Consider the following 22,985-nt stretch of genomic DNA (forward strand, 5'->3'; position numbering starts at 1 on the left):
CGGTGGGTCGCATCCGGGCGCTTGGGCCTATTCCTCGGCGACCACTTCCTGTCCACCATCGGCGTAGTTGGTGTAGATGATGTCTGCACGACGTCCATCGAACCCGTCGCCTCCACCGATCGCAACACCCGCAACCGTCGTTACAACCCGACGGTTCGCTTCCTCACGACGCTGGGTCGGTACGACAGGCTGGCTTTCCCCAAAGGTCGAGACAGTGTCGAGCCGATTTGCCGAAACACCCTTTGAAACCAGATAGTTCGCGACAGATTCGGCACGGCGCAGCCCAAGGCCAAGATTAAAATCCTCACCGCCAACCAGATCGGTATGGCCCGCCAACTGTAGGCGGGCGAGCGGATTTGCCTGAAGCCAGCGATATTGTCCGTCTAGGATCGCGCGCGCTTCGGCCGTGAGCCGGGCACTGTTGAACGCGAAGTTAACGGTGTCTGTTACATTTGCTGCGAAATTGTTCGCATAGCGATCATAAATGATGCCGCTATCAGCGTAGCCAACATGCACCAGGTGATTCATTTCGGTCGTAGAGCCGAATCCCGCCATAGGTGCACCCAGCTGAGGGCCCGGCTCACATGCTGCGAGCGCAACTGTCGCAGCGCCAAGCAACAGATACTTATTCAAGGACATAGCCGTACCCCCCTTCGAAATCTTGGCCCGCAATTTCCGAGCCAGCTCCAACCGTACGTCCCATCAGGAACAGTTCGCGCTCGTTTGGAATCTGCACGCGATCTGTAGGCAGGGAGAGCAGTTCGCCATCCGTCGGAGAAACGAGGTAGGGCGTGATAATGATCACAAGCTCCGTTTGGGCACGGCGGAAGCTGGTTGAGCGGAACAGCGTCCCCAGGATTGGCACATCCCCCAAGAGTGGAACCTGCGCGACCGTGTCGGTGAAATCGTCCTGTAGAAGCCCAGCGATGGCAAAGCTCTGCCCATCGCGCATCTCAACCGTGGTATTCGCATTTCGCGTGTTGAATCCCGAAATCGCAATTCCCGCAGCGGTGACCGTGACATTCGCGTTGAGTGAGCTCACCTCAGTCGCAATCTCAAGATTGATTAGGTCTTCGTCGATCACCGTGGGGGTAAAGTCGAGTTGGACGCCAAAAGGCTTGAACTCAATACTGGTTGTCCCGTCATCGTTCTGGACCGGGATCGGATACTCACCACCTGCGAGGAAGGACGCTTCCTCTCCCGACAGGGCAACGACATTTGGTTCGGCAAGGGTTCGGACAAGACCTTCCGTTTCCAGGGCCTCAATCACAAGGTCGAGCGCAAGGTCGCTAGAGCGGAAAAGCGCTGCAAACGCACCAAAGCTCTCACCGCTGATCGGGATAGTGCTTGCGGCTTCCCCACCGAGAGTGCCTGCGAGGATGTTTGAAGTTGCACCGGCACCAGTCAAAACGCCCGCTTGCGCCCCGATCCCCAAACCAAATCCGAGCTGTTGACTGACTGAGCGCTGCATTTCGGCAAAACGGACTTTCAGCATCACCTGTTGGGAGCCGCCAACTGTCAAAAGATTCGTCACCGCGCCCGGTGCGTATTGTTCCGCCAGCGCCACAGCGCGGGAAACGCGGCGCGCGCCAGAGACCCGGCCGCTCAACACGATGCCTTCCCCAGCGGAGCGTACTTCGATCGGTTCACCTGGCAGGATGTCAGCCAGTCGTTCTTTGAACTCTGTGAGGTCGGGCGTTACGCCAATCTCAACATTTGCAATCAACTCACCGTTCAAGCCGATCATCGTCAGGGTGGTTCGCCCAGGCGCACGGCCAAGAACATAGAGGTTGGTCTCGCTCAAAACGGCCACATCAGCAATGGCCGGGTTCGCAAGGCTCAGCTCGCTAACGGGCACCTGGCTTTCCACCACGATGGCGCGGTCGACTGTCACAGCAATATTGCTGGCCGTCGCCCCTCGAACCACCCGCAATACAGGGCCGGATTGCGAAAAAGCGGGGTAGGTGATGGCGCAAAGCGCTAACCCCATCGCGCCAGCACGAATCAGTTTTATCAAGGACATGTTGCCGAAATCTCCTGACCCACAACCTCTGGTGTCCCACCCATCTAACGGGGCGGTTTCTGCATTCATCCTGCCTGAATTTAGAAATAAGGCAAGAATCAATGGGTTATAGGGTGTTGTTGCTATGGGATTTGAGCAACACCACGGAAGTGGTTAGTCGGCCGTCACTGTGGACACGGCATCGCCGCCGCGGCGGACGGTGATTGTGCGACGCGGCGCAACGACTTCCGGCTCGGGCGCTGCGACCGGCTCCGGCGCGACATATCCTACGACGTCATCCAGGCTCACCTCGACGGCTCCAATCTCGCTGTCATCGGCCAAGCCGCGCAGGCTGAGCGATAGCGCGCCCGAGCTTTGCGCCTGTGCAAGTATCGCAGCCTGTTGAGGTGTCGCCTTGACCGTGATGGTTCGTGCAACGATCGGACGATTGCGCTGAACATCATCGGTCTGGTCGACCGCGATGAGCTGCAAATTCTCGATGATCAGGCGGGTCACGTTCTGCCCGCGGAAAGCGCCGGACCAGAACACATCGACCCGGTCTGATGGCGTCAGAAAGCCCGATACGCCGGAGGCGACATCGACACGAATCGTAAATGCGCGAAAACCCTCACCAAGCCGGGCAGCCATACCGGCCTCTTGCCCAAATCCAGTAATCTTGACGGGAAGGATCGGCTCATTCGGCTCGATCGTACGCAAAACGAGCCGCAGATCCTCACCTTCAGGGTCGAATATATCCGCAGCGACAGAGAAATAGTCCGCCGGCGCGGCATCGGCGGGCCAATCGACAAACTCGACATTCCGGGGAATGAGTGTGTCACCATACTCAAGACGACGGGTCGCAACGGCAACCTGCACGAGTTCGACGCGATTGGCGTTTTGTTCCTGTGCAATGGCATTCGCTTGCGCAAGCGCCGCATTGTACTGATCGAAACGGTTCTTTGTTTCCAGCACGGCAAAGCCAGCCAGACCCATGCCTACAATCAGCACCAATAGAAAGATTACACGCATATTAGCCCCCGCTTAGATGTCGATATTCCCCAATACGACGACATCAGCTTACGTGGCCCCCGCCGCGAGTTCAAACGGCAAGTGCTGCGTGGTGATCAGTCAGTAAGGGTAATATTTGTGCCTGTGGTCGATGCCCGCGCATTGTCTGTCAAAGTTGTCAGCGTCGAACCGGTATCTTCCAGAGTGGTTTCCATGAAACCGATTACTCCCACAGCGATAGCGACAACCGCACCGGTCAGGACCACCCAATCGATAGTCACTGCACCAGATTCATCGGACAGAAGCTTGGTGGCTGGCTTTTTGCTCTCAGAAATGCTCATGCCTAGTCCCCCCATCTCAGATTAAAGGGGGCAGCCAAAGGTGGCAGCCCCCTCGTTTCTCTTCCCACTAGCCTGAGAAGACTATTAGTTGGTGTCAACGTCAGTGATTGCGGAGCCGGTGATAACGGAATCGAGCTGAGAATCGATGTTGGATGCTGCGCCTTCGAGGCTGGTTTCGATCGTTGCAACAACGCCGACTGCGAGTGCAACGACTGCGCCTGCGAGGACAACCCAGTCCACGGTGACTGCGCCGGACTCGTCTTTCTGGAACTTCTCGATGAACTTGAACATTGTGATCCCCTCCAAGGAATGCTTCGGTTAACTGCGTCGCAGAGTTTGTCTGCTGCGATTGAGATCAACTTAGAAACCGTTTGTGGCCTGAATGGGGCGGGCTTCAAAAATATTTTTTCAATCACAGGTAGAAAGTTGAGGGCAATTGTGGCGAGAATGTGGCGAAGCGCGGGCGGTTGTGCCTCAATTGCTGGATCTGGGCCTGTTCGGCCGCAAATGAGCGCATTTCGCGACCTTTCCCGGTCATATTCGGTCCTATTTGCTCCACCGGCTGCTGCACTTTTTTTTACCATCGCCATCTTGAGCGCCGTGATTCCCGCGCAGGTTGTTGCTCAGACTGCTCCAGGTCTCACGTTTCGCTCGGTCAACGAGGAATTGGGGCGTCGTCCACGCGGCGGCGTGATCGATCTGTTCTCCCAGCAGGGACAAGCACGCTCGACGCCGGACTCAAACACGGCGGATTGGTTTTGGGGGCAAATTTCCCATCGGTCCGGTGCAGCGGATGCATCGCGGATTCTGGACGCTTCACAACTTGCAAGGACGCACACGCCTTTCAATGTACGCCGCTCTGATGTTCAGACGATTCTGACAACTTACGCTCTGCCGATCCGGCGGGCGGCAGAGGCTCAGAACGTTTCCGCGGCTCTGATCGCAGCAATCATATATGTAGAGTCGCGGGGGCGGGCCAACGCGGTCAGTCCGGTAGGAGCCGTTGGTCTAATGCAGTTGATGCCTGGTACTGCGGCCGATCTTGGTGTGGCTGACAGCTCGGACCCTGCCCAGAACATTCGCGGCGGCACCAGCTATATGGATCAGTTGCTCGCCCTTCACTCCGGCGACGCACTTTTGGCGCTAGCGTCCTACAACGCGGGACCTGGTGCGGTGCGGCGTGCGGGCGGTGTGCCGAACTATGCGGAAACGCGCGCTTATGTTCCGCGCGTACTGGCTGCGTGGAGCGTCGCACGAGGCTTGTGCGCGACACCTCCTCAAACAGCACGTGCCCGCTGCGATTTCTCGGCAACGGGCACGCTCTTGGATTAGATTGAACTCGATCAGCCCTCGAGCGTCGCGTCAGTTGCAGCTTCGATCTGTTCCAGTGTCACGCCTTCAGCGATCTCGACCACCTTCAACCCGCCTTCAACCACATCAAACACGCCCAGACCTGTGATGATGCGGTCAACAACGCCCGCTCCGGTTAGCGGCAAGGTGCATTCCTTCAGCAGCTTCGTCTCACCCTTCTTGTTCGTGTGGTCCATAATGACCACGACGCGTTTGACCCCGGCCACCAGGTCCATGGCACCGCCCATGCCCTTTACGAGCTTGCCGGGGATCATCCAGTTGGCAAGATCGCCATTCTCAGCGACTTCCATCGCGCCGAGGATCGACAGTGCGATATGTCCGCCCCGGATCATGGCAAAGCTGTCGGCAGACGAGAAATAAGAGGTTCGGTCCAGCTCGGTGATCGTCTGCTTGCCTGCGTTGATCAGGTCCGCGTCAATCTCATCCTCGGTCGGGAAAGGGCCCATCCCCAACATTCCGTTCTCTGACTGAAGCGTCACGTCCACACCTTCCGGGATGTAGTTCGACACCAGCGTCGGGATGCCGATCCCGAGGTTTACGTAAGTGCCGTCTTCCAGTTCTTGCGCCGCACGTGCGGCCATCTGATTGCGATCCCATGCCATGTGATCAGACTCCGTTCGTAAAATCGTTCAAATCCGTGAAGAACATCAGGAACCCATCCGGGTCCTTGATGTGCAATTCGCGCACGCCATAGTCGCGGTCCACCGGCCCATCGCTGGCAAGGTCGGGATAGGCACCGAAGCGGTCCTTGATCTCGTCCCAATAGCCGGCGACATCCTCCATCCACAGTTGTGCAGAGATATTGTTTGCCGTTGCCGTCAATGCGGCCTCATCCGCGCCAGCGATAAGCGAGATCATCAGCGACCCGCGCTGCACCATCGCAAACCCGTGCTCTGGGTTTGAAATCTGCACCGTAAACCCCAGCACTTCCGTGTAGAAGGTAAGGCTGGCCGCAATGTCCCGCACCGGGACGATTGGCGATGTTCCCGCAATCCTTGGCGTGCCAGTGGTCATCAGGCCGCCCGCACCGTGCGCTGCTCGATGCGCTTTTCGTGCTCGCCCTGAATGATCCGGTTCACATAGATACCGGGCGTGTGGATCAAATCCGGATCGAGGGAGCCGACGGGCACAATTTCTTCCACTTCGGCAATGCAGATCTTCCCGCATGTCGCCGCATTTGGGTTAAAGTTCCGCGCAGTCTTGCGATAGATCAGGTTTCCGGCGGTGTCGCCTTTCCAGGCCTTTACGATGGAAAGATCGGCGAAGATGCCGTTCTCCATAATATAGGTCTCCATCGCTCCATCCGGGCCTGTCGGGAAATCCTTGTGATCCTTGCCTTCTGCAATCACCGTCCCGACACCTGTTTTCGTATAGAAGCCCGGGATGCCGGCACCACCGGCGCGCATCCGCTCTGCCAAGGTGCCTTGGGGATTGAATTCCAACTCCAGCTCACCTGACAGGTACTGACGCATGAATTCAGCATTCTCCCCGACATAGGACGAGATCATCTTCTTGACCTGACGATTCTCGAGCAACACGCCCAGACCGAACCCGTCCACGCCTGCATTGTTAGATGCAATCGTAATGTCCTTCGTTCCGACGGCAGCAATACCCGCCACCAGATTCTCTGGAATGCCGCACAGACCGAATCCGCCGGAGGCGATGAACATGCCGTCAAACAGCACGCCCTCCAGTGCTTCTGCCGCTGAGCCGTAAACCTTGTTTGCCATGCTGGGGCCTCCGCAATTATGTTGCGTTGCAACCTGACGCGGCGTCGCGGAGCCGTCAAGCGCATTGCAACCGGTTGCAAATTTTTTTCACGTTGCCAGCTCCTGTCATTGGCACAGGGCAGAGCTTTTCCCGTCTGCAATTCTGGGCTAAGGCGCAGCTTATGAGCACCAATCCACCAGACCTCCGCCCCGACCTCGCTCCGGCAGCGAATATCCGCAGCGCGGCCCGCCCGGGCCAACCGACCATCGGCATGGTCTCTCTGGGATGTCCCAAAGCGCTGGTGGACAGTGAACGTATCCTGACCCGCCTCCGGGCAGAAGGCTACGCGATCACTGGCGACTATGCCGGTGCGGACAGCGTGATCGTCAACACTTGCGGGTTCCTCGACAGTGCAAAGGCGGAAAGCCTCGATGCGATCGGCGAGGCGCTCAACGAAAACGGCAAGGTCATCGTCACCGGCTGTCTGGGGGCGGAAGAGGACTATATCCGAGGCACGCACCCCAGTGTCCTCGCCGTCACTGGCCCCCATCAATATGAGCAGGTTCTGGATGCTGTGCATGCCGCGGTCCCGCCGGACCCAGATCCCTATATTGATCTTCTGCCACCTGCTGGCTTGAAGCTGACCCCGCGCCACTTTGCCTATCTGAAGATTTCAGAGGGCTGCAATCACAAGTGCAAGTTCTGCATCATCCCTGATATGCGCGGAAAACTCGTCAGCCGCCCCGCCCACGCTGTGCTGCGCGAGGCGGAGAAGCTTGTCGAAAGCGGCGTGCACGAAATTCTGGTGATCTCCCAAGACACATCTGCCTATGGCGTTGATCGCAGGCACGACACGCATCCTTGGAAGGGTGGGGAGGTGCGCACCCATATGACCGACCTCGCCCGTGAGATGGGGAAACTCGGCGCATGGGTCCGCCTTCACTATGTCTACCCCTATCCGCATGTGGACAAACTGATCCCCGAGATGGGCGAGAACCTGCTCCCCTATCTCGACATCCCCTTCCAGCACTCGCACCCCGACGTGCTCAAGCGTATGGCCCGCCCCGCTGCGTCTTCCAAAACGCTGGAGCGGATCGCGACTTGGCGCAGTATCAACCCAGAGATCGTTCTGCGCTCGACCTTCATCGTCGGCTACCCCGGCGAGACGGAGGCGGAGTTCCAGCATCTGCTGGACTGGATGGAAGAAGCGCGCCTCGACCGCGTTGGCGCCTTTAAATACGAAAATGTCGCGGGCGCTCGCTCCAACGTTCTGCCCGATCACGTGTCCGAGGGACTGAAGGAAGAGCGCTACGCGCGCTTTATGGAAGTCGCCCAGCGGATCAGTGCGGAAAAGCTGGCAGCCAAGGTTGGCTCTACACTCGATGTGATTGTCGATGAGGTTGATGGCGAAGGTGCCGTTTGCCGGACCAAAGCGGACGCGCCGGAGATCGACGGCAACCTGTTCATTGATGAGGGGTTTGAGGATCTGTCGCCGGGCGACATTCTGCCCGTTCGCGTGGACGAGGCGAGCGAGTATGATTTGTGGGGCACACCAGTGTGATCCGTCTGGCGACGCAAGATGATCTTGCTGCCATCCAGACGCTCCATCTGGAAAGCTGGCAACACACCTATCGAACGCTCATGCCCCCGACGTTTCTGGCGGAAGAGGCCCCGCGCTATCTCGCTCGGAAATGGCAGGTCCTGCCAACCGGCACGGTTCTTGTCGCCGAAGATGACACGGGGCTCTTGGGGTTTACTGCTATCGATGATGCTGATCCGGCCTATCTTGACGCGCTTCATGTCCGCCGGTCTGCGCAGGGAGGCGGTCTTGGCGCATCCCTGATTGTCGCGGCCTTTCGCGCCGTTGCTGCCCGCGGAGTGCGCGGGGCGTGGCTCTATATTCTTGAGGGCAATGATGATGCCCAACGGTTCTATCAACGGCTCGGCGCGGTTGAGACGTGGCGCGGCCCCGACCCTGATCACGGCGCAGGGATTACCGCTATTCGCTTGGATTGGCCCGATTTGTCGATCATGCTGCAACAGCACGGATCAAAACAGGCGGACTAGACGATGTTCACGATTGAGCATGATTTCGACGCAACCATAATCACGATTGTCGATGATGCTCAGGCAGCCGAGGACATCACGATTTCTGTTTTCGACGACGGTGCGCGGGTCGAGCAATTGGAAGCACGGACCGGTAAGGTTCGTGCGATTGCACTGACGACAGGACAAATGCGCGACCTTGCAGCAGCACTCGACCTTCCCGAAGGCGCATACAGGTTGCGGCGCGACTAGACGCGGCGAAGGGCTTTCCCCGGCGCGCAAGACGTGGCAGGCTCATGCTGCACTGCGGTATGAGGGCGATCATGGCGAAAATCATAACATTTGCGCAGCAAAAGGGCGGCGCTGGCAAAACGACGACCCTCGTTCAACTGGCCGTCGCGTGGCGGGATGCGGGGAACTCGGTCGCTTTGGTTGATCTCGATCCGCAAGGGTCCCTCGCACGCTGGGCGGGGATGCGCGATGATCTGAACTGCCGGACCTCGTCGGATTGGAAGGCTTCAGGCGACATTCGTGCCGCTGCGCGTGAGGCTGATTTTGTGTTGGTCGATTGCCCGGGCAATGCCGATATCCTGTTGCGGGCGACCATCCGTGACAGCGATCTGGTGATTGCCCCGTGCCAGCCATCCATCATGGACATCTGGGCACTCGACCCCGTTATCGATATGGCCACAAGGGAAAAGACCCAGATGCGCGTCGTGCTCAACCGCGTCCCCCCCACCGGAGGGGCGGAGGCGCAGGCCCGTAACGCTATCGAGACTGACCTTCTAAATGCTGCCCTGGGCAACCGCGTTGTATTCCAGCAGGCATTTGCGCAAGGGCGCTCTGCGTCCGAGCTTCAGCCCCGCTCCAAAGCAGCCACCGAGGTGACGGCCTTGGCCGAGGAACTTACCCCCCTGCTCAGGTGACGAGCACCGGCGTGCCAACCGGCACCGTGAAATAGAGGAAAGCAATGTCTTCCGCATGCAGCCGGAAACAGCCCGAGCTTGCCGCCTCACCGACCGAGCTGGGATCATTCGTTCCGTGGATCGCGTAATAGGTCCAATCGAAATACAGTGCATGAGAGCCGAGCGGATTGTCCGGATGCCCCCCTGGGGTGCCCTGTAGGTTGGGGTCCCGGCGCAACATGTCAGGTGTCGGATTCCAGGACGGTGCGGCGCGCTTGCGCACAATTTCAGTCCGCCCCCGCCGTGTCAGCTCTTCTGTCCGTGGAATGGCCGTCGGCATGCGGCGGTGAAAATGCCCGCCCGGTGTCCAATATGTGACCTTCCGCTCTGTCGTGGACACATGCAGCCCGCCCTGATCAATCCTGTCGAAATAGGGCTTCCAGTCAGGCCCGGAATTGGCCAGTACGATGGATGGGGCGGCAAGTGTTGCAGTCCCGGCGGCAAGGCCCTGCAACAGCGAACGGCGGGAAAAAGCCATGATCAAATACCTCTACTCAAACTCTTTACCTATGCAGAACAAATGCGCGGCAGGTGTTTCTGGTTCCCCTTGACGCGGGCGAGCCCTCGGACAAGCCTGCGCCATGACCTTGTTTCTGACTGACGAAAAATGCTTCTGGCACTCGGGCGGCAACTACGCGCTGACCGCGCCTGTTGGGGGGCTGGTACAGCCGCTCGCGGCGGGCGGCCTGCCGGAAAGCCCGGAGACGAAGCGCCGCCTGCGCAACCTGATCGACGTCACGGGACTTGCCGCTGATCTGACGATCCGATCTGCCCCGGCCGCCCCGCTCGACGATCTGCTGCGCGTTCATCCGCAGAGTTACCTGACTGAGTTCGCCCAGCTTTCCGCGCAAGGCGGCGGCGAATTGGGGGAGCGTACGCCCTTCGGGCCGGGCGGGTATGACATTGCTGCGCTGTCGGCCGGTCTGGTGACAGAGGCCGTCCGGTCCGTCCTCGCCGGGGAGGCACGCAACGCCTACGCTTTGTCCCGTCCACCCGGTCACCACTGCTTGCCGGACTATCCAATGGGGTTCTGTCTGCTGGCCAATATTGCAATAGCGATCCGCAGCGCGGCTTCCGATCTGCGCGTCGCAGTCGTGGACTGGGACGTACATCACGGCAATGGCACGGAGGCAATCTTTGCGGACGATTCGAATGTGCTGACGCTATCTGTCCATCAGGACGGGAACTATCCCTGGACCACCGGTGGCGTGGACACAGCGGCACAGGCCAACATCAACATCCCACTCCCGCCGGGCAGTGGCCATAAGGCCTATCTGCGGACGATGGATCGGATCGTTTTGCCTGCGTTGAAGCGGTTCCGGCCTGATTTGATCATCGTGGCCTGCGGCTTCGATGCCAGTGGGGTTGATCCACTCGCCCGCATGCTTGCGGGATCAGATACGTTCGGACTGATGACCGCTATGCTTATGCGGGCGGCAGATACGCTGTGTGAGGGCCGTCTCGCAATGGCGCATGAGGGCGGATATTCCGAGGTGCATGTGCCGTTTTGCGGTCACGCCGTTCTCGCGCAGATGAGCGGCTCCAAAATTCTCGCGACCGATCCGCTCGCCGCTCGGATCGCAGCGCATCAACCCTCCGCCCATATGGACGCCGTGCATGAGGGCCTGATTGATGAACTTGCGGCCCATTTCGCGGCCGTCCCCCTGTGATCTGGGCACAATCACAGCGTCTGATCCTGCGAGAGTGGGAGCCGCGCGATATCGCTCCTTACGCTGCGATGACCGCCGACCCGGTGGTCATGCGCTATTTCCCCGCGCCGCTCTCAGCCCTGGAGGCGGAGGACCGTGTCAGCCAGATGCAGTCAGCATGGGATCGAAACGATTTCAGTTTCGCCGCGGTGGAGCGCAAGTTCGACGGCGCTTTCATCGGCATGGTTGGCTTGCACCGACCGAATTTCGAGCCAGCGGGCGCCCCCGTCGTTGAAGTCGGTTGGAGCGTCGCACGCCCGCATTGGCGGCAGGGCTACGCGCGTGAGGCGGCATTGGCCGCGCTGGCAATTGGTTTCGAAGATCTGGGCTTGGCGGAAATTGTGGCGTTCACAGTTCCTAAGAACACAGCCTCGCGCAATGTAATGCTGGCCTTGGGGATGCAGCACGATCCGGCACGAGATTTCGATCATCCGGGCCTACCGCCTGATCATCCGCTCCGCCCCCATGTGCTCTATGCACTTCAAGCTCAGGATTTCGCGACATGACCCTCGTTCTTGTGCCCGGCCATCTGTGCGATGCGCGCCTCTATGCGCCTCAATTGGCGGACTATCCTGATGCCCTCGTTGCCGATGTCACCCGTGACGATACCGTCGTGGGGATGGCCGCACGTCTTCTGGACATGGCACCTGCAACTTTCTCGCTGGCCGGTCTGTCAATGGGTGGGATGGTGGCGATGGAGGTGATGCGCCAAGCCCCGGATCGTGTGACCTCTGCATTGCTCTTGGCCACCGACCCGACGCCCGCCCGCGAAAAGGAGGTGGCTTGGCGTGCTGACATGAATGACGCGGGCTTGCCCGCATTCGCGCGGACCTTTTCACAGATGTTCTTCGCCCATGATGCAGATTGCGCCACACGGCTGCGGCCCGATGCCGAGGCGATGATGATCGAAATGGGGGGGGCGCTCTATCTGCGCCAATCCCACGCGCTCAACACCCGCCCTGATCTGCGTGAGGCGATGGCGAGCTGCTCTGTGCCCACCTTAATACTGGCAGGCTCCGAAGATCGCATCTGCCCGCCGCGCCTGCATCATGATCTTGCTGACACCATGCTGAACGCACAGCTTCAGGTGATTGAAGGCTGTGGTCACATCATCACGTTGGAGCGTCCGGATCGGGTGAATGCAGCGCTGGGCCAGATCGTCTAGTCGATGAACTCCGTCGCGACCCCGTAGCGCTCGATTTCCTCCTCCAGCAGATAGTAGACCTGCTCGGGCGGGGTTGAAAGGGCATGGGTCTGGACAGCTGGATCGACACCCATATCAACGACATGTTGCAGGATCTCGCCCTGTAGCGTCTGAATTTCGCGCGCCGCCTGCGCGCTGGTCAGGAAACCGCCATCGACGAATGCAGCCTGATGCATGCCCACCCAAGCCGTGCGTGAGACAAATCGCTCGACCCCCGCGAACTGGATCAACGGACAGGCAGAGGCGCAGGCCGCGTCCTGCGACAACAGCGTGTTCCAGCCGCTCTCCCGCACGATGCGTGCGATCCGCAGCGCGTCACGCACTGACCCGCCGGGGGAATGCAGCGCAACTGTGTCAGGTGCCGGGGTGCCATCCAATTCCCGCTCGAACCGATCGGATGTGCCGGGCGTAATCGTGCCCGATAACAGCATCACCCGGCCATACTCCTGCGTTTCCTGAAAGGAAAATGTCATCGCATCCATTTGCTGGGGCAGGGCGATGGGCCCGCCGGGGCGACCCTCGCGCGCTGGCACTGTTCCAGGCCGATAGGGGCGCGTCTGATCCCCCGGCGCCGCCGGATCGGTGATGCGGGGCGCGACCTCCCGATCCGTCCCCGGCAGGAAGCGCATGCGATCAAAATCGTTCCAGACCAGCGCGCCAGCAATCAACACTTGCACGCCCAGCACCAGCCACAGAGCCGCCCGCAGGCTGACCCGGTTGATAAGGCTAAGCGCTGTCATCGCGGGCCTTCGGGGCCGGAGCCACCGACGTCGGCGGCGTGTCGAGCCGGGCGAGCGCGCGTCGCGCAGCCTCCAGATCGGCAAGGGTCATTGTCTGCTCTGTATCGAGCTGTCCCTCATTCTGGCGGATGGCGGCCTGAACAACCGTCAGGATCAGCACCAGCACCGCGGGCAGCAGGTCGATCGCGATCGCCCCGGCCCAGCTGGGTGCAAAATTGCCCGCATAACGGATCACCGCATCGGCCGTAGAAATCGGGGTGTATGTCGTCTCCAATGGCGGTGGCAGAGATTGGACTTCCTGCGCAGCGGCGCCGAGGGTCTGTGCACGCGTGTCCAGTGCTTCCAGTACCGATGTAATCGTTGCGTTCTGTGCGGCCCGGATGTCGTCGGTCGTTGCCAGTTCCGGCAGTACGGTGGAGGCGGCAAGGTCGCTCGCCGCGCGCTCGACCAGCGGCGCGACAGAAAGCTGGCGCAGATCGGCGATCACACCGGCCAACCGGACCGATTGCTCTGCAAATCCGATGGACCGCTGCTCAACCGCGCCACCGGCGACGATCAGGGCGCGCATGCGGCTCAAAATCTCGTTCCCGGTCAGAAACGCGGCAGAGATTTGCGGGCCCTGCGCTTCAATCTGTGTTTCTAGGGCGGACAACTCCCCGGCCTTTTGTTGCAACAGTCGATAGACAGCCCCCTGTCCACCGACACCTGACAACGCGCCCGAGGCTTCTTGCTCACTCAACGCAACAAAGCTGTCGCGCGCACGGGCCACATCCTGAGCCAGACCCTGCGCGGCAAGAGCATTCGCATTCGCAGTTTCCAGCGCGGACTGATAGTCTTGCACGGTCTCCGCCAGATGCTGCTCGACGGCGGCCGATCCGGCCAGCGCAGCGGCGTTCAGCCAACTGGACATCGCGATGATGGCAAGCGATCCCGCCAGTGTCGCGACCGACAGCCCGATCCGTCCTGCCATTGTCGTCATCGAGGGCAGCAGTCGCAGGATGTAGGACCAGAACACGAAGATCCCGACCGACACGGCAATCGAATAGGCAACCGCTGCGAACAGGCTCATCGCGCCGGTCTGTTCCAGCAGTCCTGAGACGCCAAGATATGTGTAAATCCCGCTGGCAATCGCGAGGATTGCCAGGGCCAGCGGCGTGAACGTCTCCAACGCGGCGAGATGTCCGCGCAACTCCCGCGCGGTGCGGGCCTGCTGGGCGCTCTGACCCGAAATCGTGTTACTCATGCCAATCCCTTACTCTGCGTTGAGCAGATAGGTCCGCCTCACGCTTTTTGCAAAGTGGCACTGGTGGACCGCCTCGCCGGAACTAATATGTGCAGTGCAACGAACACTTCTCCCTCGGAAGGGATGCCATGGCCGATCCAGCAGAGCGCATTGTCGAAAACGAGGATGCTTACGCCCTGAATGCCGCAACGGTGGATGCCATTCTGGCTGCTGTTGAGGCGGGGGAACGTCTGCGCCTGATCGAAACCCTCGATCATCTGCACCCCGCGGACATTGCCGACCTCCTCGAACAGATCGACGTCAGCCAGCGTGAACGGCTGATCGAGCTCTGGGGTAAGGATCTGAATCCCGAAGTTCTGTCTGAGCTTGAGGAAGGTGCCCGCGATCTGGTCCTCGCAACGCTGACACCGGATCAGCTGTCCTCGGCGGTGCAGGAGCTTGAGACAGACGATGTTGTCTATCTGGTCGAGGATATGGACGAGCCGCAGCAGGAAATCCTGCTCGATGCGCTCGACGATGCAGACCGGGTCGCAGTCGAGCAATCGCTGACCTATGACGAATACTCCGCTGGTCGGATGATGCAGCGCGAAATGGTCACCGCCCCCGAACACTGGACGGTGGGCGACATCATCGACTTCATGCGCGCCTCTGATGATCTGCCCGAGCAGTTCTATGACATCATTATTGTTGATCCGGCACTAAAGCCGGTTGGGGAAGTGCGGCTCGGTAAGGTCATGGCCCATCCGCGCACGGTGAAACTCTCCACCCTTATGGAGGACGAATTTCGCACCATCCCTGTCAACCAAAGTCAGGAGGATGTCGCATACGCCTTTAACCAGTATCACATGATCCAGGCACCGGTGGTGGATGAGCATGGGCGCCTTGTTGGCACGATCACCATCGATGACGCCATGGACGTGCTGGAAGATGAGGCCGAGGAGGATATGCGCCTGCTGGCCGGTGTCGGCGATGAGGAGATTTCGGATTCGACCTGGGCCATTGCGAAACGTCGTTTTCCATGGCTGCTCGTCAATCTGCTGACGGCGGTCATCGCCTCCATCGTGATTTCGCTATTCGCCGATACGTTGGAGGCCGTCGTCGCGCTCGCCATCCTGATGCCTATTGTGGCGAGTATGGGGGGCAACGCGGCGACCCAGACCTTGACCGTGGCGGTCCGTGCCATCGCCACACGCGATTTGACTGCGTCAAATATGATGCGGGTGGTCCGCCGTGAACTTGTTGCAGGTACGTTAAACGGCGTGGCGTTCGCAATCATCATCGCGATCATCGGCATGGTCTGGTTTGGCATCCCGATGCTCGGCGTCGTGTTGGCCATCGCAATGGTGGGCAACCTCGCCGTGGCCGGGCTTGCTGGCATCCTGATCCCCATTGCACTTGATAAGGCTGGCGCTGATCCGGCGCTCGCGTCGGGCACATTTGTAACGACGGTTACGGATGTTGTGGGCTTCATGCTCTTCCTCGGCCTCGCCTCTGCCTTGCTGCTCTAGCTTGCGAATTTGCAAAAACATGAAAGCATTCCCACCGATTGCGGCGGCAGGCTGGTGGCGCTAGCGTGTCCCCGTTTTGTCAGGAGCATCCCATGAGCCAGATCGCATTGCCCACAAGCATCGACCAGACTGTCCAGATGCTGGGGGATGTCGGCTATGTCGCAGGCCGCGACATCGCGACTGTGGCCTTTCTCGCGCTCAAACTGGGGCGACCGCTCTTTCTGGAAGGGGAGGCCGGTGTAGGCAAGACCGAGATCGCAAAGGCGCTAAGCGCGGTATTGGGCCGCCGATTGATCCGCTTGCAGTGCTATGAAGGGCTCGACGCATCCAGCGCGGTCTACGAGTGGAATTTCGCGGCACAGATGGTTGCCATCCGCACGGCGGAAGCATCCGGTGATGCGGATCGCACCGCCCTGAAGGATGAGCTGTTTTCGGACGACTATCTGATTGAGCGCCCGCTTCTGGAAGCGATGCGTCCCCAGCCCGGTGGTGCACCTGTTTTGCTTATTGATGAGCTTGACCGCACCGATGAGCCGTTCGAGGCGTTTCTGCTCGAAGCGCTGAGTGATTTTGCCGTCACCATCCCCGAACTTGGGACGATAGAGGCTCCAGAGCCTCCAATCGTCATTCTGACCTCTAACAGAACGCGCGAAGTGCATGACGCGCTCAAGCGGCGCTGTCTTTACCATTGGGTCGACTACCCGGATTTCGACCGTGAGCTGGAGATCGTGACCGCCCGCGCGCCCGAAGCGGCAGAGCGCTTGAGCCGCGAGATCGTCGCCTTCGTGCAACGGCTGCGTACAGAGGATCTGTTCAAGAAACCGGGTGTCGCCGAGACGATTGACTGGGCGAAATGCCTCGTCGCACTGGATGCAATCGAACTCAGCCCAGCGGTTATTGCGGACACACTCGGTGCGATCCTGAAATATCAGGACGACATTCAAAAGCTTCAGGGATCAGAGGCGAAACGTCTTCTCGATGCGGCGCGCGAGGGCGCAACGGGTTGACAGATTGGGGCCGTCGCTATGAAACTTCCTGCGTGCGGGGGCACGAAAAACTGAAGTAGCCGAAGGAGCCACGCCATGCGGGCACTCGCCTTGATTATCTCTCTGTTGATGGCCCCGGTCGTCGCAATTGCCTGCCCGAACTGGCAGGGACAACCCCATTTTGGGACAGCACGACTCAGCGCTGGCTTCCTGCCCGACCCCTATAATGTGAACGTGACCGCCGGTGGCGTGAACCAGATTTCCCGCTGCATCAACGGTGGTTGGGCGGGCTACGTGTCCACGCGTCCCGATTTCGATCTCTACTGGAGCGGCTCTGCCAGCCAGTTGACCATCGCAGCCGAGTCCGGTGCAGACACGGTTCTGCTGATCAACGATCCGAACGGCACTTGGCACTGGAGCGATGATTACCGTGGCCTGAACCCGGCAATCACCTTCCGCTATCCCGTCCAGGGCCTCTATGACATCTGGGTCGGCACCTATGATGGCCGTCGCGGTCAGGGTGCCCGCCTTGTCATCACGGAATACAACTACTGATCAGACATGATCCCGGTTTTGCGGCCCGGTGCGCTTGCGCGTGCCGGGCCGTTTCTGTCCTAATAGCGGCACAGCTTCAGCAAGGAGGGGCGCATGGTCGAATTTGCAGATTTGCCGCTCCCCGAAAATCCGAAGCTGGCACAGAACATCACCCATTTTGCCCGCGCGTTGCGGCGCGCCGGACTTCGGTTCGGACCCGGCCAGGTCATTGATGCGATCCGCGCGGTTGAAGCCGCGGGCTTCGACACCAAGCAGGACTTCTACTGGGTGCTGCATGCCTGCTTCGTGCGCAAGCCAGAGGATCGCGCCGTCTTCGGACAGGTCTTCCGGCTCTACTGGCGCGATCCGCAATTCCTTGAACATATGATGTCGATGCTGACGCCAATGGTGCGTGGTGTGAACGAAGCCCCGGATCCAAAGGAGGCGGAGCGCCGCGCGGCGGAGGCCATCCTTGACGAGCCCGACGCGCCACCGCCGGAGCTTCCATCCGAAGAGGATAGCGAACTCATCGAGATCGACGCCACGCTGACCTTCTCGGCCGAGGAAAAACTGCGCCACACGGACTTCGAACAGATGACAACGGCAGAGCTGGCCGAGGCGCGCCGCGCCATCGCGAAACTGGAGCTGCCCGTGCAGCCCATTGCCTCCCGTCGTACCCGCGCCTCGACCCGAGGGGCCTTGCCCGACTGGCGTGGTACGATGCGCGATGCCATGCGCCGGGGCGATGTGGCCGCCCTGCGACATAAAGAGCGGCGCACCCGGTGGCCAAATCTTGTCGCACTCTGCGATATCTCGGGCTCGATGTCCGGCTACAGCCGCATGTTGCTGCACTTTCTACACACGGCGGCGAACCAGAAGGGGGCGGGCTGGGCACAGGTTCATGCCTTCACCTTCGGCACGCGCCTGACGAATATCTCACGCCATCTGCGCCAGCGCGACGTGGATGCAGCGCTCAAGGCGACGGGTGCCGAAGCCAAGGATTGGGAGGGCGGCACCCGCATCGGCGCCAGCCTGCACGCTTTCAACCGCGACTGGTCCCGGCGCGTGCTGGGGCAGGGGGCGGTGGTCCTGCTGATCACCGATGGTCTCGACCGGGAAGATCCCGCCCAGCTGGTGAAAGAGGCCGAACGTCTGCGTCTTTCAGCGCGCAAGCTGATCTGGCTCAACCCGCTGCTGCGGTTCGATGGGTTTGCGCCAAAGGCGCGCGGGGTTCGCGCGCTTCTGCCCCATGTGGACAGTTTCCGCGCCAGCCATTCCATCGCATCGTTGCAGGACCTATCTGATGCGTTGACGCGGCCCGACGATATTGGCCTGCGGCGGCAGATGATGGGGCGGATGGAACAGGAGATCTCGTGACATGAACGAAGACGTGGACCGCATCCCCGAAATCGCCCTGAAATGGGTGCGGGACGGGCGCACCGTTGCCCTCGCCACAGTGATCCAGACCTGGGGTTCTGCGCCGCGCCCGGTCGGATCACAGCTCGTCATCTCGGATGAAGCCGCCATGATGGGCAGTGTCTCTGGCGGGTGTGTCGAAGGTGCGGTTGTTGAGGAAGCACTGGACAGTTTTGCCGATGGCACACCACGCCTGCTGACTTTTGGCGTCACGGATGATGAGGCCTTCGCCGTAGGGCTTGCCTGTGGTGGCACAATCCGCGTTCTGGTCGAACCAGTTGGCGGCCAAAGTGGCCTGAACCCTGAAGTGCTTGAGGCCCTTGCTGCCGCCCGTGCGGCGGGCACCCCTACAGTCTATGCCGTAAACCTTTCTACATGGGAGCGAAGGCTAGAAGCGGCGGGAACCCTCGATGCGGATGGTATGGCAGCCCTGGCCGGAGACCGGGCAACCCTTGTGGAGCGTGCGGGGGATGAGTGGTTCCTCGGTGTGCACAACCCACCGCTCCGACTCTTCATTATAGGCGGGGTGCACATCGCGCAGCCCTTGTCCCGGATGGCGTCCATGGCTGGATATGATGTCACGATCATTGATCCGAGGGAGGCATTTGCCTCCGCTGCCCGTTTCCCGCAAACGCGGCTGATCCACGACTGGCCCGATGAGGCGCTTCAGGCGGCGGCGCTCGACACCAGATCGGCCGTGGTGACGCTGACCCATGATCCTAAGCTTGATGATCCGGCTATTCGCACCGCGTTGTCCTCTCCCATCTTCTATCTTGGGTGTCTCGGCTCCACGCGGACCCATGCGAAACGTGTCGCGCGATTGGAGGAGGCCGGGTTCACTGCCGCCCAGATCGCCCGCATTCATGCACCGGTCGGTGCCGATATTGGCGGTCGTGCCCCGGCAGAGATCGCTGTGTCCATCATGGCTCAGATCACAGAGCGACTGCGCCGCCCGCAGACCCGTCCCGGCGCATGAAATTCGGTCCGGTCCCCCTGGATCAGGCGCATGGCGCCACGCTCGCGCATTCGATCACGGTCGATGGATTTCGGCTGCGCAAAGGGGCGGTCCTGTCTGACGACGATGTCGCGATGCTGCGCGCAGCCCAGTTTGCCGAGGTGACAGTTGCCCGGTTTGAGCCCGGCGATGTCGCGGAAGATGAAGCCGCACGCCGGCTTGCCACAGCGCTTGCCGCTCCGGGACTGCGCGTTGCTGATCCCTTTACAGGCAGGGTGAACCTGTTTGCAGAACGCGCGGGTCTGATCGCGGTTGATCGCGGTGGGGTTGATGCGCTGAACAGTGTGGATGAGGCGATCACGCTCGCAACCCTGCCCCATCTCGCCCGCGTTGCAGCGGGCGCGATGGTGGCGACTGTTAAGATCATCCCCTACGCCGCGCCTGCCACAGCGCTGGAGCGGGCCAATCCCGCACCCGGTGTCCTGACCCTGCATCCGTTTCGGCCTCTGACTTGCCGTATCATCCTGACGCAGACGCCGGGATTGAAGGACAGCGTGGTGGCAAAGGGCGGACAGGTCACTGCAGAGCGTCTGTCGGCACTTGGCCTTTCGCCCGCTGCGTCAATTGTCGTGCCGCATGACAGCGCCGCGCTGGCCGATGCCTTGCACGCTGCGCATGAAGATCTGATCCTGATCCTCGGCGGCTCCGCCACATCCGACCGCCGCGACACGGTGCCCGAGGGTGTGCGGGCCGCGGGGGGGCAGATCCAGCGTTTCGGCATGCCTGTTGATCCGGGCAATCTGCTTTTTCTGGCGCAAAAGGGCGCGTCGCACATCGTGGGCCTTCCGGGCTGCGCACGGTCGCCTGCGCTCAACGGCGCGGATTGGGTGCTAGAGCGGCTCGTCGCGGGTGTTGAGGTTACCTCGGCCGACATCGCAGCCATGGGTGTGGGGGGCTTGCTGAAGGAGATCCCGACCCGACCGCAACCGCGTCAACGCCGGACCCAACGCGCGCCACGCGCTGCGATCCTGTTGCTGGCCGCCGGACAAGGGCGTCGGATGCGTGGCGCTGACAAGCTGCTCGAGGATGTCGACGGCCAACCCCTGATCCGGCACCTTGCCAACCGGGCACTTGCCAGTGCGGCGACCTCCGTCATCGTGGCCGTACCCAGCGGCCACACGGATCGCATCGCAGCCCTCGCGGGCCTTCCGGTGACGATTGTGGAGGTGCCGGATGCTGTTGAAGGGATGTCTGCCAGCTTGCGCGCTGCCGCTCAACAGATCGGCGATGCTGACAGCGCGATCGTAATGCTTGGCGACATGCCCGACATCAGCACAACCCTTCTCGACCGTTTGATCGCGCGCGCAGGCGCGCAAGGTGGGGCAGAGATCGTTCGCCCCGTTCTCAGGGACGGCCGCGCGGGACATCCCGTTCTCTTTGGCAAGTCACACGTCCCGGCACTGTGCGCGGTGACAGGCGACCGTGGCGCCCGCGACGTGATCGCGGCAGCGCATGACGCGCTGGAGCTGATCGAAGTCGAGGACGATGCTCCCCTCACCGATCTCGATACGCCTGAGGCATGGGCCGACTGGCGCGCCCGGCGAAACGGCTAGGGAAGTTCGAGCAGTCGAACCTCGCCGTCCCGGATCATCCTCAACGAGCGGGGATCGACTGCAACGACACTCCACCCTGACACGCGCGACCCGGCTGCCACGCGAATGCGGCTGCCGTCGGGCATGCGCAGCAGCGCGCGCCGCGCGGTGTCTGTGCCGAACACGCCGATGAGCGATATCCGGTCGAGCGCCATATTCGTACTGACCCCGGTTGCCTGCGCCGACACCGCGTTCGGTGTGTCCGTCGCATCCGACGCGACATCAGCAGCGGTGGGCTGCGGTTCGGGCGGCCGGCTCAACCGTGCGGGGCGCGGACGCGGAATGACCGTGTCAGCCGTCACAACCGACAATTCGATTGCGTCAGCCGCGACCACAGGCGTGGCACCGGCGCGCACGCCTTCTAGGATCCGGGCAATCTCATCCGTGGGGCGCGGACGCGGGCGCAGGATTGCACCATCTGATGAGGCGACCACCGCAAGATTGCCCTCACCCTCAGGCGGGGCGGGGGCCGGAACACGTGGCGCAGGCGGTTCGGTGCCGTCGCTCAGCGTGACTTGTCCTGGGCGCGGCGGCGGAATGAGCGAGGTATCCGGCCCCTCGTCCTGAGCGACCTGCACACCGGTCCCCACGATCAGTGGCACCTCGACCAGTTGAATGCCGGGCGCAATTGGCAGTGTCACATCGCGTAGATAGGTTTCGGGCGCGCCTTCGAACTCCGCGCGAAGCTCTGCGCTGGCTGTCTGTGCGCCGAGCGCCAGCCCCAGTGCGATGCCAATGCTGACAAGTTGCTTCACGGCAGCCCTCCTAAATCGCGCATCCGCTCTAAGTCCTGTATGGTCGTAATATGACGTCATATCCATGGGTTAAAACATGCGAATAGCAATTCTGTTCCTTCTGGCCGGTTTGAGCGCCGCTCCGGCCCTTGCACAAGAACCTCCGGCCCGCACGGTCACTGTAAGCGGATCGGGCAGTGTCGCTGCTGCCCCCGACCTTGCCACGATCAATGTCGGAGTGGTCGAGCAGGCGGCCTCCGCCTCCGATGCGCTGCGTCTCAACAATGGCGCGATGACCGCTCTTTTCAACGTTCTGGATGCGGCAGAGATCGACGGTGCCGATCGCCAGACGCAGGGTATCAGCCTGCAACCGGTCTATGACAACCGCAGTTCGGTTGGTGGTGAGGGGCCGCGCATCGTTGCCTATAGTGCAAGCAATGCGCTGACGATCCGTGTGCGAGATCTGCGTGTTTTGGGCAAAGTGCTCGACGATCTGGCACAGGCCGGGGCCAACCGGATCAATGGCATCTCGTTCGGGATCGCAGAAACCGAGGCCCTGATGAACGAGGCCCGCCAGCTTGCCGTCGAAGATGCGATGGCGCGGGCGGCACTCTACGTCGAAACCGCGGGGGCGACGCTCGGCCCGGTCATCACGATCAACGAACAGGGCGGCTTTGGCGGCCCAAGACCGGAAATGATGGCGATGTCGCGCATGGCCGACAACGTCCCGGTCGCCGCCGGGGAGGTCGGGATCAGCGCCCAGGTCTCCATCGTCTTTGGGATCGAATAGATGTGGAGCCAGCGCATCCGGCTCTTCGTCCCGTCATGAGTAAGCGGCCCCGGATCAGGTCCGGGGCACGC

General features: G+C 61.1%; 27 protein-coding genes. 15 read left to right on the top strand and 12 right to left on the bottom strand.

Features of this window, described 5'->3' with window-relative positions:
* Nucleotides 1–27: 27 nt before the first annotated feature.
* The 5 genes from POI8812_RS04495 to POI8812_RS04515 form a co-directional block, all read right to left on the bottom strand.
* Nucleotides 28–639: an OmpA family protein gene (locus tag POI8812_RS04495; RefSeq protein ID WP_108781298.1), complete on the bottom strand. Its 612-nt coding sequence runs from the start codon at nt 637–639 to the stop codon at nt 28–30.
* Nucleotides 626–2,023 (bottom strand): type II and III secretion system protein family protein, encoded by a 1,398-nt coding sequence (locus POI8812_RS04500; RefSeq protein WP_108781299.1) that lies wholly within the window; start codon nt 2,021–2,023, stop codon nt 626–628. Before POI8812_RS04500 ends, POI8812_RS04495 begins: the two co-directional genes overlap by 14 nt.
* A gap of 153 nt (nt 2,024–2,176) precedes the next feature.
* Nucleotides 2,177–3,031 carry a Flp pilus assembly protein CpaB gene (gene cpaB / locus POI8812_RS04505; RefSeq protein WP_108781300.1) on the bottom strand — a complete coding sequence of 285 codons (855 nt, stop codon included), beginning with the start codon at nt 3,029–3,031 and terminating at the stop codon, nt 2,177–2,179.
* A gap of 95 nt (nt 3,032–3,126) precedes the next feature.
* Nucleotides 3,127–3,351, bottom strand: a complete 225-nt coding sequence (locus tag POI8812_RS04510) for a hypothetical protein (protein WP_108781301.1) — start codon at nt 3,349–3,351, stop codon at nt 3,127–3,129.
* Nucleotides 3,352–3,435: 84 nt separating this feature from the next.
* On the bottom strand, nt 3,436–3,642 hold the full coding sequence (locus tag POI8812_RS04515; RefSeq protein WP_108781302.1) for a hypothetical protein: 207 nt from the start codon (nt 3,640–3,642) through the stop codon (nt 3,436–3,438).
* Nucleotides 3,643–3,951: 309 nt separating this feature from the next.
* Here POI8812_RS04515 and POI8812_RS04520 point away from each other — a divergent pair, with 309 nt between their 5' ends.
* Nucleotides 3,952–4,683 carry a lytic transglycosylase domain-containing protein gene (locus POI8812_RS04520; protein WP_370739572.1) on the top strand — a complete coding sequence of 244 codons (732 nt, stop codon included), beginning with the start codon at nt 3,952–3,954 and terminating at the stop codon, nt 4,681–4,683.
* Nucleotides 4,684–4,694: 11 nt separating this feature from the next.
* Here the strand turns inward: POI8812_RS04520 and POI8812_RS04525 are convergent, their stop codons facing one another.
* Genes POI8812_RS04525 through POI8812_RS04535 form a run of 3 tightly spaced genes read right to left on the bottom strand, consistent with a single transcriptional unit; the run spans nt 4,695 to nt 6,452 of the window.
* Complete coding sequence (locus POI8812_RS04525; protein WP_108781303.1) at nt 4,695–5,324, bottom strand: CoA transferase subunit B; 630 nt, start codon at nt 5,322–5,324, stop codon at nt 4,695–4,697.
* A gap of 4 nt (nt 5,325–5,328) precedes the next feature.
* Nucleotides 5,329–5,736 carry a VOC family protein gene (locus POI8812_RS04530; RefSeq protein ID WP_108781304.1) on the bottom strand — a complete coding sequence of 136 codons (408 nt, stop codon included), beginning with the start codon at nt 5,734–5,736 and terminating at the stop codon, nt 5,329–5,331.
* The gene (locus tag POI8812_RS04535) at nt 5,736–6,452 is read right to left on the bottom strand and encodes a CoA transferase subunit A (RefSeq protein ID WP_108781305.1); all 717 of its coding nucleotides are present in this window, start codon (nt 6,450–6,452) and stop codon (nt 5,736–5,738) included. Before POI8812_RS04535 ends, POI8812_RS04530 begins: the two co-directional genes overlap by 1 nt.
* A gap of 161 nt (nt 6,453–6,613) precedes the next feature.
* Between POI8812_RS04535 and rimO the strand changes: the two genes are divergently transcribed.
* From rimO to parA, 4 genes are all read left to right on the top strand, one after another.
* The gene (rimO, locus tag POI8812_RS04540; protein WP_108781306.1) at nt 6,614–7,993 is read left to right on the top strand and encodes a 30S ribosomal protein S12 methylthiotransferase RimO; all 1,380 of its coding nucleotides are present in this window, start codon (nt 6,614–6,616) and stop codon (nt 7,991–7,993) included.
* Nucleotides 7,990–8,499, top strand: coding sequence for a GNAT family N-acetyltransferase (locus POI8812_RS04545; protein WP_108781307.1), 510 nt, complete (start codon nt 7,990–7,992; stop codon nt 8,497–8,499). Before rimO ends, POI8812_RS04545 begins: the two co-directional genes overlap by 4 nt.
* A 3-nt stretch (nt 8,500–8,502) precedes the next feature.
* The gene (locus tag POI8812_RS04550) at nt 8,503–8,730 is read left to right on the top strand and encodes a DUF8831 family protein (protein WP_108781308.1); all 228 of its coding nucleotides are present in this window, start codon (nt 8,503–8,505) and stop codon (nt 8,728–8,730) included.
* 71 nt (nt 8,731–8,801) lie between these two features.
* Nucleotides 8,802–9,404, top strand: coding sequence for a ParA family partition ATPase (gene parA, locus POI8812_RS04555; RefSeq protein WP_162844880.1), 603 nt, complete (start codon nt 8,802–8,804; stop codon nt 9,402–9,404).
* Here the strand turns inward: parA and POI8812_RS04560 are convergent.
* Nucleotides 9,397–9,921, bottom strand: coding sequence for a L,D-transpeptidase (locus POI8812_RS04560; protein ID WP_108781310.1), 525 nt, complete (start codon nt 9,919–9,921; stop codon nt 9,397–9,399). The genes parA and POI8812_RS04560 overlap by 8 nt on opposite strands.
* A 103-nt stretch (nt 9,922–10,024) precedes the next feature.
* Between POI8812_RS04560 and POI8812_RS04565 the strand changes: the two genes are divergently transcribed.
* The 3 genes from POI8812_RS04565 to POI8812_RS04575 are packed head-to-tail and all read left to right on the top strand — an operon-like array spanning nt 10,025 to nt 12,317.
* Nucleotides 10,025–11,113, top strand: coding sequence for a histone deacetylase-like amidohydrolase (locus tag POI8812_RS04565; protein WP_108781311.1), 1,089 nt, complete (start codon nt 10,025–10,027; stop codon nt 11,111–11,113).
* On the top strand, nt 11,110–11,658 hold the full coding sequence (locus POI8812_RS04570; RefSeq protein WP_108781312.1) for a GNAT family N-acetyltransferase: 549 nt from the start codon (nt 11,110–11,112) through the stop codon (nt 11,656–11,658). The genes POI8812_RS04565 and POI8812_RS04570 overlap by 4 nt, the downstream gene beginning before the upstream one ends.
* Complete coding sequence (locus tag POI8812_RS04575) at nt 11,655–12,317, top strand: alpha/beta fold hydrolase (RefSeq protein ID WP_108781313.1); 663 nt, start codon at nt 11,655–11,657, stop codon at nt 12,315–12,317. Before POI8812_RS04570 ends, POI8812_RS04575 begins: the two co-directional genes overlap by 4 nt.
* On the opposite strand, the gene POI8812_RS04580 is transcribed toward POI8812_RS04575, so the two are convergent.
* Both POI8812_RS04580 and POI8812_RS04585 read right to left on the bottom strand, forming a co-directional pair.
* Nucleotides 12,314–13,096, bottom strand: coding sequence for a COG3904 family protein (locus POI8812_RS04580; protein WP_108781314.1), 783 nt, complete (start codon nt 13,094–13,096; stop codon nt 12,314–12,316). The two genes, POI8812_RS04575 and POI8812_RS04580, sit on opposite strands and share 4 nt — an antisense overlap.
* Nucleotides 13,083–14,339: a hypothetical protein gene (locus POI8812_RS04585; RefSeq protein ID WP_108781315.1), complete on the bottom strand. Its 1,257-nt coding sequence runs from the start codon at nt 14,337–14,339 to the stop codon at nt 13,083–13,085. Before POI8812_RS04585 ends, POI8812_RS04580 begins: the two co-directional genes overlap by 14 nt.
* Before the next feature lie 128 nt (nt 14,340–14,467).
* Here POI8812_RS04585 and mgtE point away from each other — a divergent pair, with 128 nt between their 5' ends.
* From mgtE to POI8812_RS17890, 6 genes are all read left to right on the top strand, one after another.
* Nucleotides 14,468–15,847, top strand: coding sequence for a magnesium transporter (mgtE, locus tag POI8812_RS04590; RefSeq protein WP_108781316.1), 1,380 nt, complete (start codon nt 14,468–14,470; stop codon nt 15,845–15,847).
* Between the two features lie 92 nt (nt 15,848–15,939).
* Nucleotides 15,940–16,854 carry an AAA family ATPase gene (locus POI8812_RS04595; protein ID WP_108781317.1) on the top strand — a complete coding sequence of 305 codons (915 nt, stop codon included), beginning with the start codon at nt 15,940–15,942 and terminating at the stop codon, nt 16,852–16,854.
* Nucleotides 16,855–16,929: 75 nt separating this feature from the next.
* The gene (locus tag POI8812_RS04600) at nt 16,930–17,388 is read left to right on the top strand and encodes a peptidase S1 (RefSeq protein ID WP_108781318.1); all 459 of its coding nucleotides are present in this window, start codon (nt 16,930–16,932) and stop codon (nt 17,386–17,388) included.
* 93 nt (nt 17,389–17,481) lie between these two features.
* Nucleotides 17,482–18,744: a vWA domain-containing protein gene (locus POI8812_RS04605; RefSeq protein WP_108781319.1), complete on the top strand. Its 1,263-nt coding sequence runs from the start codon at nt 17,482–17,484 to the stop codon at nt 18,742–18,744.
* A 1-nt stretch (nt 18,745) separates the two neighbouring features.
* On the top strand, nt 18,746–19,759 hold the full coding sequence (locus tag POI8812_RS04610; protein ID WP_108781320.1) for an XdhC family protein: 1,014 nt from the start codon (nt 18,746–18,748) through the stop codon (nt 19,757–19,759).
* A complete protein-coding gene (locus POI8812_RS17890) occupies nt 19,756–21,351 on the top strand; it encodes an NTP transferase domain-containing protein (protein ID WP_108781321.1) in 1,596 nt (531 codons plus the stop codon). The genes POI8812_RS04610 and POI8812_RS17890 overlap by 4 nt, the downstream gene beginning before the upstream one ends.
* On the opposite strand, the gene POI8812_RS04620 is transcribed toward POI8812_RS17890, so the two are convergent.
* On the bottom strand, nt 21,348–22,145 hold the full coding sequence (locus tag POI8812_RS04620; RefSeq protein WP_108781322.1) for a hypothetical protein: 798 nt from the start codon (nt 22,143–22,145) through the stop codon (nt 21,348–21,350). The two genes, POI8812_RS17890 and POI8812_RS04620, sit on opposite strands and share 4 nt — an antisense overlap.
* A gap of 76 nt (nt 22,146–22,221) precedes the next feature.
* Here POI8812_RS04620 and POI8812_RS04625 point away from each other — a divergent pair, with 76 nt between their 5' ends.
* Nucleotides 22,222–22,914 carry an SIMPL domain-containing protein gene (locus POI8812_RS04625; protein ID WP_108781323.1) on the top strand — a complete coding sequence of 231 codons (693 nt, stop codon included), beginning with the start codon at nt 22,222–22,224 and terminating at the stop codon, nt 22,912–22,914.
* Nucleotides 22,915–22,985: the final 71 nt, after the last annotated feature.

It is taken from the genome of Pontivivens insulae (assembly GCF_900302495.1).
In the GTDB taxonomy this organism is placed as follows: domain Bacteria; phylum Pseudomonadota; class Alphaproteobacteria; order Rhodobacterales; family Rhodobacteraceae; genus Pontivivens; species Pontivivens insulae.